The organism is Clostridium zeae (assembly GCF_017312485.1).
Lineage (GTDB): Bacteria > Bacillota > Clostridia > Clostridiales > Clostridiaceae > Clostridium_AR > Clostridium_AR zeae.
Genome location: NZ_BMBA01000001.1, coordinates 1815910 through 1831924, shown reverse-complemented (window position 1 = coordinate 1831924; position 16015 = coordinate 1815910). Strand labels below are relative to the sequence as shown.

The following is a 16015-nucleotide window of genomic DNA, read 5'->3' as shown; positions in this document are numbered from 1 at the left end:
GGAGAACATAATGAGGAAAGGACTTAAGATTATAGCAGCAGGCTTTATTTGCTCAACTTTAGCGTTTGGACTAGCCTCATCTAGGGAAGCGAAAGCAGACACAACGGCTAAGAGTGAACAAGGGATTGTTTTAAAGACAGCTGAACTAAAGAGCAACAATAAAACAATTATAGCACCGAAGAGCGAAGACAGTAGTGATTCAAAATCTAAAAGCAAGTCATCTGGAAGTAGCAAATCAAGTGGAAATACAAATGCTTCAAGAGGAGGCACTTCAACCGCAGGTGGCGGTGCAGTTTCAATTGCATACCAATACTTAGGTAGACCTTATGTATTTGGTGCAGCTGGGCCAAGAGCTTTTGATTGTTCTGGTCTTACACAATATGTTTATGCTAAGCTTGGTGTAAGCTTGCCACATTATACTGGTGCTCAGTATGCTATGGGTACTTCAGTATCTAAAGGAAATCTTAGTCCAGGAGACCTAGTGTTCTTCAATACTTATGGTCCAATAAGCCATGTTGGAATATATATAGGCGGTGGAGATTTTATACATGCTCCATCATCAGGAAAAAATGTAACTGTAAGTTCTTTAAGTGAATCTTATTATTCTAGCAGGTATGCTGGAGCAAGAAGAATAAAGAATTAGAATTATTAGGAATAAGTAAATCCTGTGCTTAAAAGCACAGGATTTTTTACTTTATAGAAAAGTATAAAATTACAATGAATTCCAAGTAATTTCAACTAACGCTAGATTAAAGACCATGCATGATTGAAGTATTAAATTCAATTATATGCATGGTCTTATAATATTAACTAACTTTTGAAGGCGAAACGCCATAGTACTTCTTAAATAATTTGCTAAAGTAATATGCATCCTCATAACCAACGCTTTTAGCCGCTAGTTTTACTGGTAACCTTTCCATCTCTAACAGTGCTTTAGCTTTTTCCAATCTTATTTTTATCAAGTAATTTATAGGAGAATCACCGGTTTCTTCTTTAAAGATCTTAGAGATATATACCGGACTTAAGTACATGTTTTTAGCTATTTTATCTAAAGATATCTCATTCATGTAGTTTTCGTTCATAAAATCTATTATTGACTTTACTAAGTTTTGCTTATCAGTTGATTCGAAAGAATATTTCACTGTATTTTTTACGCTTTCCTTAAAATGAGTTTCCCTAAGAAGTATAACTAAAAGTTTCATAACTAGAGCCTTTAGCACTAAATCGTATCCAAGTGCATTATTTTTCTGTTCTTCGATTATATCAGTACAACAATTAAAAAATTCTTCTGCGTGCTTCTTTAACCTTATTACAGGAGAATTGTCTTTGGTTAAGATAAAGTTTTTCTTAAAACCTTCCAATCGGAAGTTAGTTATGCCAATATGAAGTTCATGTAGATCTGATTCATCAGTTATAAATTCTTTATGATACACACCTGGGTTAAAAAGAAGTATGTCACCTTTATTTATCAGCATACTTTCTTTTTCTATATTATATTCAACAAATCCATCGATAATAATGCTTAGCTCAATAAAGTCATGACTATGATATTGAGTCTCCATGGCCCCTCTATTCACAGCATTAAAAACATATAAGATTTGAGGATTGAAGGACTGAGCACTTATACCTGTGTAACACATTTTATCACCCCTAACAATAGTACATTATAAATATACATCAGTATAAGAATATACATCAATAGTTTAAGAAATTACATTTATATTTTTTAATATTTAAGCAATAATTTATCTGTAATAAAAGTAAGGGTGTACTAGTTTAATTTATTTTATTTTCAAAGCATAAATAAAATCTTTTAGAACGAAATAGGCATATTGAGTCTAATATAAATAGTACATCAATTAAGGAAGGGGAGAAAAAATGGGTAGTCTAAAATGGATATGGGGTTATATGAAAAGGTACAAGTTGAAGTATTTTATCGCACTATTTATGGTCTTAATTGCATCAGCACTTAACATGATAAATCCATTTCTTTCAGGTAAGATTGTAGATCAAGTAATTGGTGGTGGTGACAAAAAGATTCTTATATCAATACTGTTAATGATGATTGGAGTTTCTATAATAAAGGCAATTGACAGATATATTTTTCAGATGATTTTCGAGCTTGTTTCTCAAGACGTGATATTTAAGATACGAGAAGATTTATACAAAAAACTCTTAAAGATGGATTTTGAGTACTACAACAATACTCGAACTGGTGATTTAATGGCACGTATGACTGGTGATACAGATGCTATAAGACATTTTGTAGCTTGGGTTGTATACAACGTATTTGAAAACCTGACTTTATTTATTTTTGCTGTGATTATGATGTTTACTGTAAATGTAAGACTAACAATAGCACTAATACTTATAACTCCTATTATAGGATTTTTAGCAACAAGGATGACAAAAGAAGTTGGCCCTACCTTCTATGCCATAAGAGAAAGTTTTTCAAAGCTTAATTCGGTAGTTCAAGAAAATATAAGTGGAAACAGAGTGGTAAAGGCTTTTGCTAAAGAGCGATATGAGATTGAAAAGTTTGATAAAGCTAATGTTGATTATAAAGTTAAAAATTTGAAATCCGCTAAGATTTGGGAGAAGTATCTTCCAGTTTTGGATTCACTTGCTGGTGTATTATCTGTGATAATGATGTTAGTAGGTGGGATTATGGTTGCACATGGCACTATGACCATGGGGGATTTAGTTGTGTTTAATGGGTTTATATGGGCACTGAACAACCCTATGCGTATGGCTGGATGGCTTATAAATGATTTTGAAAGATACGTAGCATCAACCTATAAGATAAGGGATTTATTAAATGCAGAGGTAAAAATCAAAAGTCAAAAGGAGAAACAAATTGTTAATGGGATAAGAGGAGATATAAAGTTTGAAAATGTAAGCTTCAGTTATGAAAATGAAGAGATACTTAATGATATATCCTTTGAGATAAAGTCAGGACAAACAATTGGTATACTTGGACCTACAGGAGCTGGTAAATCAACTCTAGTTAATTTAATCTGCAGATTCTATGATGTTACGAAAGGAAAAATAGAAATTGACGGAGTAGATATTAGAAAACTTGATATTATTAAGCTTCGAGATAGGATAGCAGTTGCAATGCAAGATATATTCCTTTTTTCTGACACTATAGAGGGAAATATAGCTTATGGAAGACCTGAAGCTACTTTTGAGCAGGTTCAAAGAGTTGCAAATGTAGCTGGTGCCCATGAGTTTATAGTGAACATGCCAGAAGGCTACGACACAATAATTGGTGAGAGAGGAGTTGGACTTTCTGGAGGTCAAAAGCAGAGAATAGCTTTGGCAAGAGCATTACTGAAAAATCCTTCAATATTGATATTAGATGATACTACTTCAAGTGTAGACATGGAGACAGAATTAAAGATACACAAGGAACTGAGATCAATTTATGAGAATAGAACTAATTTTATTATAGCTCATAGAATTTCCTCTGTAAAAAATGCAGACCTTATTTTGGTTCTAGATGATGGTAAGGTAATAGAAAGAGGAACTCATGAGGAATTGCTAAAGAAGAGAGGCTACTATTATAGTGTTTATGCAAACCAGTTCGGAGATTTTGATGTAGTAAGGGGGGCTGTGTAATGGCTAGAAATAAATTTGATGTTGATGAAGAGCTTGAGAGCAGTTTTAGTTTAGAACATCTAAAAAGGCTTTTAACATATATAAAACCTTATAAAAAAGACATAACTATAACTGTTTCACTTATGTTCTTAGCAAATATGGCAAGTTTACTAGGTCCATATTTAATTAAGGTAGCAATGGATGATAAGATACCTAATAAAGATATAAGAGGACTTGCAATATTAGCGATTATATTTCTTTTAACCTTGATGATAACTGGTGTATGCATGAAGTATAGAATAAGATCAATGTCTATGATTGGCCAAAATGTACTTAGAAAAATGAGATTAGATTTATTCTCCAATCTTCAAAGACTTCCTTTTAGTTACTATGACAATAGGCCACATGGAAAGATCTTAGTAAGAGTGGTTAATTATATTAATTCCTTAAGTGACTTACTATCAAACGGATTAATAAATCTTATTACAGATACACTTAGTTTATTTATGGCAATTGGTTTTATGCTTGCCATAGATGTAAAGCTTACTTTAATTAGTATAGTAGGAATACCAGTGCTTTTACTTGTAGTTATGGTTCTTAAAAAGGCTCAAAGAAAAGCCTATCAGATTTTAAGCAGTAAGCAATCAAATATGAATGCATATATACATGAAAGTATAAATGGTATAAAGGTTACGCAGTCTTTTGCTAGAGAAGAAGAGAATTTAAGAATATTTAGAGAAGTATGTGATAATTATAGAACTTCGTGGTTGAAAGCTGTAAGTATACAATTCCTGCTTTGGCCATCAGTAGAAATAATTTCTACACTAACTGTATCATTAATATATATAGCAGGTATATATTACTTGTCAGCAGAGGTGTCAGTAGGTGTATTAGTTGCCTTCGTTGGGTATGTGTGGAGATTTTGGAATCCAATTTTAAACATAGGTAATTTTTATAATTCTATAATAACAGCAATGGCATATCTTGAAAGAATATTTGAGGCTATGGATGAAAAACCTGTAGTTACTGATTTAGCAGGTGCTAGGGAGATGAAAACAATAAAAGGTGATGTAGAGTTTAGAAATATAACCTTTGAATATGAAGATAACAAGCCTATACTAAAAGACATAAACTTCAATGTGAAAGCAGGGGAGACTGTTGCACTAGTTGGACCTACAGGAGCTGGGAAGACCACAATAGTTAATTTATTAAGTAGATTTTATAATATAGAAAATGGAACAGTACTAATAGATGAAACAGATATAAGCACTGTAACTCTAAACTCTTTAAGAAAGCAAATGGGAGTCATGCTTCAAGATTCTTTTATATTTTCTGGAACAATAATGGATAACATAAGATATGGTAAGCTTGATGCAACAGATGAAGAGGTTATAGAAGCCGCTAAAATTGTGAGGGCCCATGATTTTATATGTCAGCTTAAGGATGGATATGAAACAGAAGTTAATGAAAGAGGTACACGACTATCTGTTGGACAAAGACAACTTATTTCCTTTGCAAGAGCTCTTCTTGCAGATCCAAAGGTATTAATACTAGACGAAGCAACCTCGAGTATAGATACTAAAACAGAAATCTTGCTTCAAGAAGGATTAGACAATTTACTAAAAGGTAGAACATCTTTTATCATTGCTCATAGATTATCTACTATAAAAAATTCATCTCAGATAATGTATATAGATAAAGGTGTAATATTGGAACAAGGCACTCATAATGAGTTAATTAACTGTAAAGGAGCTTACTTTAAGTTATATAATTCTCAATTTGATATATTAAATGCTGTGTAATAGTGAGTTATGGTTTTGGTGAAATAACATTTAATATATATAATTATCAAAACATTTATATAGGGTTTCTATGTCGAAACTTAATTTATACTTGTTCGAAAATCATAGTTTGTTAGGGTTTTCTGGTGTGTATAAATTAATGGTTGACATAGGAACCCTATAAGTATAGTAAAAATAAACAATTAATTAATAAATGCATCTCTGTGATAAAGTTGATCAAAATAAAATAAATCTTCGAACTTTTTATCTAAAGCTATACATAAAACAAGAGCAAGTTTACTTGGCAAAATTACAATAATACTTGTCGTTTAAAAGTTACACTCTGCACGTACCACTAACCTTTAGAACATTAGATCGAAAATACAAGTAATTAATTTCGCTATATACAAATACTAAAAAATAAAAAACATAGTCATAACTTGAGACATTTATAAATACAAATATTTATAAGTACAATTATTCTTAGGAATAAAAAATAGCGAGGTGAAGGAAATGAAATACACAAGATACGATCTAAATAAGAGACAGACGAATGGTGGAAAAGTGATGGTTTTTTTAGTAATAGTGGTAGTTGTAGCATTAACCTTAGGAACTGCACTGGCGAAAATAATATTTAATAAAACCCCTGATGCTGCGAATAGCCCTAAGACTAACACCACTGAACAGGTGGGAAATACAAACAAAGAAGATACTACAGTTTTTTCATTAGTTCAATGTGGATATTATTCGAAAAAAGAAAATGCAGATGACAATAAGAATAAACTAAAAGATAAGTATAATTCTTTTACTTTAAAAGATAATGATAGATTTAGAGTAGGAGTTTTGATTGGTAAGACTGATGAAGCTGATAAGCTTTCAAAGGACCTTACAGCAGCTGGTGTAACTAACCTAAAAGTGAATTTTGAAATAAGTAATAAGGAGCTGTGCTCAAAAGAATTAGCAGAAATGGTAAGTGGATATCTTCAAGTAATCCATACCCTAGAAGGTAAAGATACTAAGAGTGTTAAGACTGATGAATTTAAAAAATGGACAAACAGTCTTCAAGAAGATAGTAAGAGTGAGTATTTTAGCATATTTCAAACTTTGAAAAAAAGTATAAACGATTTGCCAGCTGAAATGAGTAAAGATAATATTGAAAGTTCATATGGAACAATATTTACAGCACTTAGTAACTTTAAAGTGAAATAGAAAAAATTATTATATGTATATGCCACTTCATTATGAAATACGCATTTAAAAAGAGTTCGTAAGATATTATGAATTTTTAGATGTGCTTTCTTAATGGAGTGGTATATTTTTGTTTTTTGTTTAACGAATAAATAGAGTTAAAATTCGGTTTAATCAAATATTTAGTACAAACTTTTTCATTTAAGAAAAGCTGTTAATAGAATGTTTAAAATAATAGTGAAAAGAAGTCGATTACATACAAGAATTTTAATATTTTCTTAACCATATTTAAGACAAAATATAAGATAATAAACCATGAGCGGAGGGCTTTTTCACTTAATTTACCAATATTATAAAAAAACTTTAAAAAAAAACAAATACCCTTGTTATAACATTTATTAAATGATAAACTATAAAAGATGTAAAAATAAGGTGGGGGTAGCAATGAAGGCAGGTTCTAAAAACGTTGGTATACTTATATTTTTTATCTTTTTAGGCTTATTGTTAGGAAGTCTAGCTGGAGAAATTTTAGGTGATAAATTTAGTTCGGTAAAGTTTTTAAAGACTTCATATTCTATTGGTACGCCTACGCCAGTTGCACTAGATTTGAAAGTATTTCTTTTAACAATCGGTATGAGTATAAAAATAAATATTCTATCAATTATTGGAGTTATATTGGCAATAATACTATATAAAAGGTATTAGGATGTGATAATTTGAATTTTATATTAGCTTCGGCTTCTGATAGGAGAAAAGAACTTCTCAGTAGATTGGTTAAAGAGTACGAGGTTATACCATCTTCTTTTGATGAAGATTCCATCGCATTTACAGGGGATGTAGGTAAATATGTTAAAGAATTATCTCTTGGTAAAGCAGAATATATAAGAAACGACATAAAAAAACCTAGTATAATAATTGCTGCTGATACAGTTGTAAGTTTAGAAGACAAGGTTTTGGGGAAACCTAAAGATAAGGGAGATGCCTTTAAGATGTTAAAATCTTTAAGTGGCAAAACTCATCAGGTATATTCTGGAATCACAGTGATCAATACTGAAAATAATAAGTTAATATCAGATTACGTATGTACTGATGTTACATTTTCTGTATTATCAAAAGAAGAAATAGATGAGTACATAAATACCGATGAACCTATGGATAAAGCAGGTTCTTACGGAATCCAAGGCTTTGGAGGTGTTTTCGTAGAGAAAATAAACGGCTGCTATTATAGTGTAGTTGGGTTACCTCTAAACAAGTTAAAAAACATTTTGAGAGATATTGTTAAATAAATTGGGCATGGGGAAGGATATTAAGATAAAGCTTATCGATTATAAAACTATTTTTAATTCTTCTATAACATTTAGAAAATTCGAAGATATGTTTTAATATTCAGTTGATGTAGCGATAAAGGAGTTTATTATATGAACGTAAATCTTAAAATATCAGATATCCCTAAAAATGAAAGACCTCAGGAAAAGCTAATAAGACAAGGATCGAGCGCATTATCAAATCATGAGTTACTTGCATTAATACTTAGAACTGGTACTTCTAATGAAAATGTACTGGGACTTAGTATGAGAATTCTTCAAGAACTAGATGGAATTAATGGGCTTCTAAATACGTCTCCAGAAGAACTTATGAAAATCAAAGGGATAAAAGAGGTTAAAGCGACGCAGATAATGGCGTTATGCGAACTTTTTAAGAGGTTTAGAAGTTTTAAAGCTGGTGAAGAAATTCGAATAAGTGACCCTAAAAGTGCAGCTATGATTGTTATGAATGAAATAGCTCATTTAAAACAAGAGGTGCTCATGCTTATGATGCTCAATACTAAAAATGCCATTATTTCTATAAAAGAAGTGTTTAAAGGCAGTTTAAATTCATCAATAGTACATCCGAGAGAAATCTTTCTAGAAGCTATAAAGAAAAGTGCAGCTTCAATAATAATGTGTCATAATCATCCTTCAGGAGATCCTACTCCAAGTAAAGAGGATGTTAATATAACCTTGCGCATAAAAGAATGTGGCAAGATTGTAGGAATAGACTTATTAGATCATATAATTATAGGTGGTCAAAAGTTTATAAGTTTAAAAGAACAAGGAATAATCTAAAACTGAAAGGGGAATAAACATGGGATTGTTTGGAATGAATAAAGATATGGGGATAGATTTAGGTACTGCGAATACCTTAGTATACGTTAAAGGAAAAGGCATAGTTTTAAGAGAACCTTCAGTTGTAGCAATTAACAATATGACTAAGAAGCCATTAGCTGTTGGATCAGAAGCTAAACAAATGATAGGTAGAACTCCAGGAAACATAGTTGCTATTAGACCTTTAAAGGATGGGGTTATAGCAGATTTTGATATAACACAAACGATGCTTAAAAAGTTTATTGACATGATAACAAATAAAAGCGCTTTCGCAAGTCCAAGAATAATAGTATGCTTTCCTTCAGGAGTTACAGAAGTTGAAAGAAGAGCTATAGAGGAATCAACTAAACAAGCTGGAGCAAGAGAAGTTGTTCTTATGGAAGAACCAATGGCAGCAGCTATAGGAGCAGGTCTTCCAGTTGATGAACCAACAGGAAGCATGATAGTTGATATAGGTGGAGGTACAACTGAAGTTGCAGTAGTTTCACTTGGAGGTATAGTAACTTCTAAATCTTTAAGAGTTGCTGGAGATGAGTTAGATCAAGCTATAATAAGCTATATAAAGAGAGAATATAACTTAATGATAGGTGAAAGAACTGCTGAAAATATAAAGATGGAAATAGGTTCAGCATTTAGAAATGATGATGAAGAAGAAAAGACAATGCCAATCAAAGGAAGAGATTTGATTACAGGTCTTCCAAAGACTATTGATGTAACTGAAACACAAATAAGAGAGGCTTTAAAAGAACCAGTTTCTGCAATTATAGAAGCGATTAAAACTACTCTTGAAAAGACACCACCTGAACTTGCAGCAGATATAATGGATAAAGGTATAATGCTTGCTGGTGGAGGAGCTCTACTTCAAGGATTAGATGCTTTAATAAATCATGAAACTCATATGCCTGTACATATAGCTGAATCTCCACTTGACTGTGTTGCTTTAGGAGCAGGTAAAGCTCTAGATAAATTTGATATAATCGCAAAGCAACAAAGAGGATAAAATGAGACTTCTTAGAAATAAACTGGCAGTAACTATTATAGTGCTGTCAGTTAGCTTTTTAGCTATAATTATTTACAGTGTTAAAAGAGATTCGAGCAATCCTATTGTAAGTGGAGCAGGCACTGCACTTAATCCTATACAAAAAGCAGCTTATACCTTAGCAGATAAGGCTAAAGGTGGACTAGATTTCTTTGTTAACTTCTCTGCAGTTAAAAAGGAAAATGAAGAGCTTAAGCAAAAAAATATAGAACTTGAAAATGAATTGATAGAATACGGAAAATTAAAAGGCGAAAATGATAGCTTAAGAAAAGCACTTGGTTTTAAGGATCAAAAATCTAGTTACACATATGTTGGTGTATATATAGTGGCAAAACCAGATTTTGGCACTCTTAATGGGTATATAATAAGTAAGGGAACTAATGCTGGAATTGCGAAAGATATGATTGTTATTGCACCAGAAGGGTTAGTTGGAAAAGTAGTAGAAGCTAATTCGACTTGGTCAAAGGTACAGACTCTTACTAATTTAAACTTTGCAGCTCATGCAAAAGTAGATAAATCTGATATTTCAGGAATAGTTAGAGGATACAAAAACAGTGATAACGAACCGTTAGCAGTTTTAGACTTACTTCCAATAAATTCTCAGATAAATAAAGGAGATATAATAACAACTACGGGGCTTGGTGGCATGTATCCAAAGGATCTAAAAATAGGAACAGTGGTCTCTGTAGAAGAAGATAAAGTTAAAGTGAATAAAAGTGCTATAATAAAACCTTTTGTGGACTTTAATAAGCTAGAAGAATTGTACGTAGTAATACCACCAGATGGAAATAAAGAAGAGATAAAATATAAGGACTAAGGGGGACGAATAGGTGAAAAGAGTTGTGCTGGCAATTATATGCCTGATTTTATTAATTCTTGATAACAGTATTGTCCCTTTCTTTTCAATATTTAATGGAGCTCCAAGTCTATTATTATGCTTTGTAATTTGCTTTTCCATAATAAACGGAAGATGGGAAGCAACTATAATTGGAGCTTTTAGTGGACTGTTACAGGATATTTTTTTCTATAAGTATTATGGAATTAATGCTTTAGCTAATCTATTATTGTGCATTTTAGCAGCTGTTATCGGTGAAAATATATTTAAAAACAGGAAGTTCATTCCTGTTTTGTCAACATTTTGTCTATCGATAATCAAGTTATTATTTGTTATGATTGTATTGTATTTAGCTAAGGTTAAAATGTCTTTGGGATATTCTATGCTTATTTCAGCAGTGTACAATATGGTTATAGTTTTTTTAATATATAACAGAGTATATAGATTTTCAAATAAGAAGTATATGAAGGTTCAGTGGAAGTTCAATAAAGATTAATAGGTGATAATAATGAATAACGTTAAGAAGAAAAAGAAGACAGTGAATCGATATACAGTAGTAATAGTAATAATGTTTATTATATTTTCAGCTATAGTTGGAAGGCTGATATATTTACAAATTTTTAAGTATGATGATTATACGGACCGAGCAAATACTAGTTCAAGAAGATTAGTTACAGAAAAAGCTCCTAGAGGAAAGATATATGATTCTCAAGGTAATCTGTTAGCTACCAATAAACAGGTGTATACTTTAACATTTACTCAAACTGATGACTCATCTAAAAGTTTTTATACAACTATGAAGCAAGTATTTAAACTTTTAGATGAGAATAAAGATTCTCAGCAAGATACATTAAATCTTAAAATTAATGATAAAGGCGAACCTTATTTCGATTTTAATGTTTCGTCTGATGATAGTAAAAGAGCTTTAGAGATCAGATTCAAAAGAGATAGAGGTATGAATGATGATATAAAGAACAAACTGTTTAAGGGTAAGCAGGAGCTTACTGATGATGATGAAAGTAAAATAGATGAAGAGCTTGTAAAGATAAGCGCAAAAGATACCTTTTATTATATGGTTAAGTTTTATCAAATGTATGATATGCTGAATCCTACAGCTGATGAAAGAAAGACTTATAAAGGTTTAAGTGGACAAGAAATAACAGAAATGCTTTTAAAGAAATTTTCTATGAATGATATTAGAAGATATATGTTGGTTAAAGATGCTATAAAGATGCAGAGTTTTTCAGGCTTTAAGCCTGTTACTATAGCTGCAAACATAAAAAAAGATACAGCATCAATATTTTATCAAAAGTTAACTAGTCTTCCAGGAGTAGATGTGGCTCTAGAACCTATGAGGTACTATCCTTATGGGCAATATAATTTAGCTTCTAGCGTAATTGGCTACGTTGCATCAATAGATAGCAGTAAAAAAGACAGATACGAAGAAAGAGGCTATGACGTATCTACAGATGTCATAGGAAAATCAGGAATAGAATCTGCTTTTGAATCAGTGCTGAAAGGAAATACTGGAGGGACTACAATTAAGGTCGATTCCCAAGGTAGAAAAACAGAAGAGTTATTTGATCTTGAGCCAAGCCCTGGTGAGAATGTTCATTTAAGTATAGATAAGAACATTCAGTATTCTGCAGAAAAGGCACTTCAAGAAAGAATGGACTATGTTAAAACTCAGGTAAATGACCCTCAGTATAAGATATCAAAAAACTTTAATACTACAAGAGGTGCAGCTGTTGCTATAGAAGCAAAAACAGGAAGAGTTTTAGCAATGGTTAGTAATCCAGGATTTGATGCTAATATATTCTCAGAACCAGGAAAACTTACTCCGGAATTATCGAAGCAATTTTTCGCTCCTGATTATGAAGCATATGGAAAGATGATTGTATCGAAATACAACCTAAGCAAAAGTGTAGATGAGTTATTTCCAAAGGATGCCAATGGGAATAGGCAAGACAAATATGATTTATATCCTAAACCGTTTTATAACTATGCAACTATGGGATTAATACCTCCTGGATCAACTTTTAAGCCTTTAACATCACTTGCTGCTTTAGAAGAGGGTGTTGTTACCCCTAGTGAAACTTTATATGGTAAGAAATATTTTGATATACATCCAGATGTTTTTGGATCTTGGGCACCTGCTGATGAACATGAATATGGAATAGTTGATTTAAAGAGAGCTCTAGCTGTATCATGTAACTTCTACTATTATGAAATGGGATATAGAATGTATGTTAAAAATGGTTCAGATACTAAAGCTCTAGATAGTTTAGCAAAATACGCATGGCAGCTTGGTATGGGAACAGATCCTAAGAGCAATCAAAAAGGAAGCACTGGTATTGAAATAGGAGAAAACTTCGGACAAACATATAACTACGAATATTTCAAAAGCCAAACTTTATATTACTCAAGATTTGAATTAGTTGATGCTCTATCAAAAGGAGCTTATGGATCATATAGTTTTGTTCCTTTGGATATCCAAGCAAAAGATGATGACGATGATAAATTAAAAGAAACTAAACAACAGATAAAAGATTTAGTTATAAACTTTATTAAAGATAGTAGTGGTGGTAAATTAAGTTTTAATGATTTTAATACTAAATTGAAAAATTTATTGAACGATTTACAGAGTAATTCAAAAATATTTGATGATAGAATAAAGGCTTATAATGCTACAGGTAGAAAATATTCTCATGGAGCGGTTATAGATGCCATTGATCAATTCATATATGACAAGAATGGTGCTGTAAATACACCGGCAGAGCTTGTAAATGCATCGATAGGACAAGGTATAAACAACTTTAGCTTGGTTCAACTTGCTAGCTATATTTCTACAATTGCAAATGGAGGAACAAGATATAAGGTTCATCTTGTTGATCAGATAACTGATAATAGCGGGAAGGTAGTAAAAGAGTATAAGCCAGAAATTTTAGGTAAAATGAATATTAAGCCAGAAACTCTAAATGCTATAAAGCAAGGAATGTATATTGTTAACAATGGTACTGATGAAGGTACTGCCAGAGCTCACTTTGTAGGCTTCCCAATCCAGACTGCTGGTAAGACTGGAACTGCTACATACAATGCTAATGAGGAAGATTACGGAAGAAGTGACTACTCTGTGTATGTATCTTTTGCACCAGTAGATGATCCACAAATAGTGGTTGCTGTAGTTATGTATGATGGATATCAAGGTAATATGGGAGCACCAGTTGCAAGAGCTATATATGAAACTTATTTCAGAGATCAAATAAAGCAGCAGTACCCAAATTATCAGCCTATGTTCGACTATACTTTAAATCCTCCTTTGGAAGATTTTAAGGATGATAATGTAAAGTAAATAATAAAATAACAATAATATATCGCCTGCCAAATTTTCCTCATATGCATTCGGAAAGGCAGACGCGTTAAAAAAGCTCGCTGAAGAAGGTCGCTTCAGCGACTTTTTTTTACAAAAAAATATCTATTATATTAATATGTATTAAAATTTGTATTTAAATTGTAGAAAAAACTTTATATATCTTATGTAGATGATATAATTATTTTATAGATTTAAAAAGGGTTTTTATCAGTTGTTGTTGAATTAGAACATAAGAAGGGTAAGCTTTGGAGGTTTTTATGTTAGACGAGGGTATTTTTATAAAAGGAAACAGAGAAGGAATTATAGCCCTAATAAATATGGATAAGTTTAAAGATTTTGACGAAATGCTCGAAAGATTATTAGAGAGGCTAAATTCTGGTAAACAGTTTTATGTGGGAGCCACTCTGACTTTTATTGCCGATTTGAAACATATAAATGATAAGCAAATGAGAAGGTTAAAGGATGTTCTCTTTGATGAAATCATGATTAAGGATTGTATATTCCAAGAGAAGGAAGAAAAAGAAAGTAAGTCTTTTACTGGAGTATATGAAGGAAGAACTAAATTTATAAGGAAAACAGTAAGAGGTGGTCAAAGTATCAATTACCCGGGAAATATAGTTATTATAGGTGATATAAACAATGGTGCTGAAGTATCAGCAGCTGGAAATATAATAGTTTTGGGGAGTATAAAAGGTCAAGTGCATGCTGGAATCAATGGGAATAAAAAGTCAATTATTGCAGCGTTTATGCTTCAACCTGAAATTTTAAGCATAAGTAATTTGATTACAATATCTCCAGAAGGGGAGAAGCCTACATATCCAGAAGTAGCAAAGATTAAGGATGGGGAAATAGTTGTTGAGCCATACTTACCTAATAAATACATAAGTGCATGGAGGGATTAAGTAAATGGGAGTTTCAATAGTAATAACGTCAGGCAAAGGCGGAGTTGGAAAAACTACAACCACTGCCAATATAGGGACAGCTTTAGCAGCTTTAGGTAAAAGGGTAGTAGTGGTAGATGGGGATACAGGTCTTAGAAACTTAGATGTTCTTTTGGGATTAGAAAATAGAATAGTTTATACTATCATTGATGTAATAGAAAATAGATGTAGAACAAAGCAAGCATTAATAAAGGATAAGAGATTTTCAAATTTATTTTTGCTACCAACAGCTCAAACTAAAGATAAAAATGACATTAGCACACAGCAGATGTTAAAGCTTGTAAATGAGCTTAAAGAAGAATTTGATTATGTATTAATAGATTGTCCTGCTGGTATAGAACAAGGTTTTGAAAATGCAATAGTAGGAGCAGATAGAGCGGTTGTTGTTGTAAACCCTGAAATTACCTCTGTTAGAGATGCTGATAGAGTTATAGGTAAACTTGATGCTAAAGGTTTAGAAGATCATCAAGTGATAGTAAATAGATTAAATTATGAAATGACTCAAAGAGGAGATATGCTGGATGTACCAGATATAATTGAAACATTATCAGTAAAGCTTCTTGGGATTGTGCCTGATGATAAGACTATTACAGTTTCTACAAATAAGGGAGAACCAATAGTATTAGATGATAAAGCTTTTGCTGGACAAGCGTTTAGAAATATAGCAAGAAGAATAACTGGTGAAGAAGTACCACTTTTAGACTTGAGTAACGAGGTGGGCGGTTTCTTTAATTCTTTAAAAAGATTATTCAAAAAGAAATAGGAGGTGTTGTAAATGGATTTATTTAAAATGTTTTCTAATAAACCAACACCTAAGGACGTAGCAAAAGATAGATTGAAACTAATACTAATACATGATAGAGGAGACTTAGCACCTGAAGTCTTAGAAAATATAAAACAAGAAATTCTTGAAGTTATCTCAAAATACGTAGAAATCGATAGTGATGATATTGATATTACAATAACCAAAACTGGTGAAATGGATGGGGATTCTCCTGCCTTAGTAGCGAATATCCCTATAAAGAATGTAAGAGGAAGATAAATAAAGCAATAGAAGTTTAATATAATCCACATACTGTACAAATTATGACAGCTATGTGGATTGAATTTTGTA

Annotated in this window: 15 protein-coding genes; 14 read left to right on the top strand and 1 reads right to left on the bottom strand. The window is 31.8% G+C overall.

Annotated elements, in window-relative coordinates:
* Positions 1-10: 10 nt before the first annotated feature.
* Entirely contained in the window at positions 11-643 is a 633-nt protein-coding gene (locus tag J3477_RS08375; RefSeq protein WP_206869296.1) for a C40 family peptidase, read from the top strand.
* A 163-nt stretch (positions 644-806) separates the two neighbouring features.
* Here the strand turns inward: J3477_RS08375 and J3477_RS08370 are convergent, their stop codons facing one another.
* Positions 807-1640 (bottom strand): helix-turn-helix domain-containing protein, encoded by an 834-nt coding sequence (locus J3477_RS08370; protein ID WP_206869293.1) that lies wholly within the window; start codon positions 1638-1640, stop codon positions 807-809.
* A 238-nt stretch (positions 1641-1878) separates the two neighbouring features.
* Here J3477_RS08370 and J3477_RS08365 point away from each other — a divergent pair, with 238 nt between their 5' ends.
* The 13 genes from J3477_RS08365 to minE all read left to right on the top strand — a co-directional run bounded on the left by J3477_RS08365 (position 1879) and on the right by minE (position 15943).
* The gene (locus J3477_RS08365; RefSeq protein WP_206869291.1) at positions 1879-3621 is read left to right on the top strand and encodes an ABC transporter ATP-binding protein; all 1743 of its coding nucleotides are present in this window, start codon (positions 1879-1881) and stop codon (positions 3619-3621) included.
* A complete protein-coding gene (locus J3477_RS08360) occupies positions 3621-5402 on the top strand; it encodes an ABC transporter ATP-binding protein (RefSeq protein ID WP_206869290.1) in 1782 nt (593 codons plus the stop codon). The genes J3477_RS08365 and J3477_RS08360 overlap by 1 nt, the downstream gene beginning before the upstream one ends.
* A gap of 492 nt (positions 5403-5894) precedes the next feature.
* Positions 5895-6590: an SPOR domain-containing protein gene (locus tag J3477_RS08355; protein WP_206869289.1), complete on the top strand. Its 696-nt coding sequence runs from the start codon at positions 5895-5897 to the stop codon at positions 6588-6590.
* Between the two features lie 423 nt (positions 6591-7013).
* Positions 7014-7274: a DUF4321 domain-containing protein gene (locus J3477_RS08350; RefSeq protein WP_206869288.1), complete on the top strand. Its 261-nt coding sequence runs from the start codon at positions 7014-7016 to the stop codon at positions 7272-7274.
* A gap of 11 nt (positions 7275-7285) precedes the next feature.
* Positions 7286-7855 (top strand): Maf-like protein, encoded by a 570-nt coding sequence (locus J3477_RS08345; RefSeq protein ID WP_206869287.1) that lies wholly within the window; start codon positions 7286-7288, stop codon positions 7853-7855.
* Between the two features lie 132 nt (positions 7856-7987).
* Entirely contained in the window at positions 7988-8674 is a 687-nt protein-coding gene (gene radC, locus J3477_RS08340) for a RadC family protein (protein WP_206869286.1), read from the top strand.
* A gap of 19 nt (positions 8675-8693) precedes the next feature.
* Positions 8694-9713, top strand: coding sequence for a rod shape-determining protein (locus J3477_RS08335; RefSeq protein WP_206869285.1), 1020 nt, complete (start codon positions 8694-8696; stop codon positions 9711-9713).
* A 1-nt stretch (position 9714) separates the two neighbouring features.
* Positions 9715-10569, top strand: a complete 855-nt coding sequence (mreC, locus tag J3477_RS08330) for a rod shape-determining protein MreC (protein ID WP_206869284.1) — start codon at positions 9715-9717, stop codon at positions 10567-10569.
* A 13-nt stretch (positions 10570-10582) separates the two neighbouring features.
* Positions 10583-11083 carry a rod shape-determining protein MreD gene (mreD, locus tag J3477_RS08325; RefSeq protein WP_206869283.1) on the top strand — a complete coding sequence of 167 codons (501 nt, stop codon included), beginning with the start codon at positions 10583-10585 and terminating at the stop codon, positions 11081-11083.
* Positions 11084-11095: 12 nt separating this feature from the next.
* Positions 11096-13939 (top strand): penicillin-binding transpeptidase domain-containing protein, encoded by a 2844-nt coding sequence (locus J3477_RS08320; RefSeq protein WP_228731234.1) that lies wholly within the window; start codon positions 11096-11098, stop codon positions 13937-13939.
* A 278-nt stretch (positions 13940-14217) separates the two neighbouring features.
* Positions 14218-14862: a septum site-determining protein MinC gene (minC, locus tag J3477_RS08315; protein WP_206869281.1), complete on the top strand. Its 645-nt coding sequence runs from the start codon at positions 14218-14220 to the stop codon at positions 14860-14862.
* 4 nt (positions 14863-14866) lie between these two features.
* A complete protein-coding gene (minD, locus tag J3477_RS08310) occupies positions 14867-15664 on the top strand; it encodes a septum site-determining protein MinD (protein WP_206869279.1) in 798 nt (265 codons plus the stop codon).
* A gap of 12 nt (positions 15665-15676) precedes the next feature.
* Complete coding sequence (gene minE / locus J3477_RS08305; RefSeq protein WP_206869277.1) at positions 15677-15943, top strand: cell division topological specificity factor MinE; 267 nt, start codon at positions 15677-15679, stop codon at positions 15941-15943.
* The last annotated feature ends 72 nt before the right edge of the window (positions 15944-16015 follow it).

Bases quoted from the DNA above. Each gene is read 5' to 3' on its own strand.
- J3477_RS08375 (WP_206869296.1), top strand. From the start codon at position 11: ATGAGGAAAGGACTTAAGATTATAGCAGCAGGCTTTATTTGCTCAACT.
- J3477_RS08320 (WP_228731234.1), top strand. From the start codon at position 11,096: ATGAATAACGTTAAGAAGAAAAAGAAGACAGTGAATCGATATACAGTA.
- minC (WP_206869281.1), top strand. From the start codon at position 14,218: ATGTTAGACGAGGGTATTTTTATAAAAGGAAACAGAGAAGGAATTATA.
- minD (WP_206869279.1), top strand. From the start codon at position 14,867: ATGGGAGTTTCAATAGTAATAACGTCAGGCAAAGGCGGAGTTGGAAAA.
- J3477_RS08365 (WP_206869291.1), top strand. From the start codon at position 1,879: ATGGGTAGTCTAAAATGGATATGGGGTTATATGAAAAGGTACAAGTTG.
- radC (WP_206869286.1), top strand. From the start codon at position 7,988: ATGAACGTAAATCTTAAAATATCAGATATCCCTAAAAATGAAAGACCT.
- J3477_RS08360 (WP_206869290.1), top strand. From the start codon at position 3,621: ATGGCTAGAAATAAATTTGATGTTGATGAAGAGCTTGAGAGCAGTTTT.
- J3477_RS08370 (WP_206869293.1), bottom strand. From the start codon at position 1,640: ATGTGTTACACAGGTATAAGTGCTCAGTCCTTCAATCCTCAAATCTTA.
- J3477_RS08350 (WP_206869288.1), top strand. From the start codon at position 7,014: ATGAAGGCAGGTTCTAAAAACGTTGGTATACTTATATTTTTTATCTTT.
- J3477_RS08335 (WP_206869285.1), top strand. From the start codon at position 8,694: ATGGGATTGTTTGGAATGAATAAAGATATGGGGATAGATTTAGGTACT.
- mreC (WP_206869284.1), top strand. From the start codon at position 9,715: ATGAGACTTCTTAGAAATAAACTGGCAGTAACTATTATAGTGCTGTCA.
- minE (WP_206869277.1), top strand. From the start codon at position 15,677: ATGGATTTATTTAAAATGTTTTCTAATAAACCAACACCTAAGGACGTA.
- J3477_RS08355 (WP_206869289.1), top strand. From the start codon at position 5,895: ATGAAATACACAAGATACGATCTAAATAAGAGACAGACGAATGGTGGA.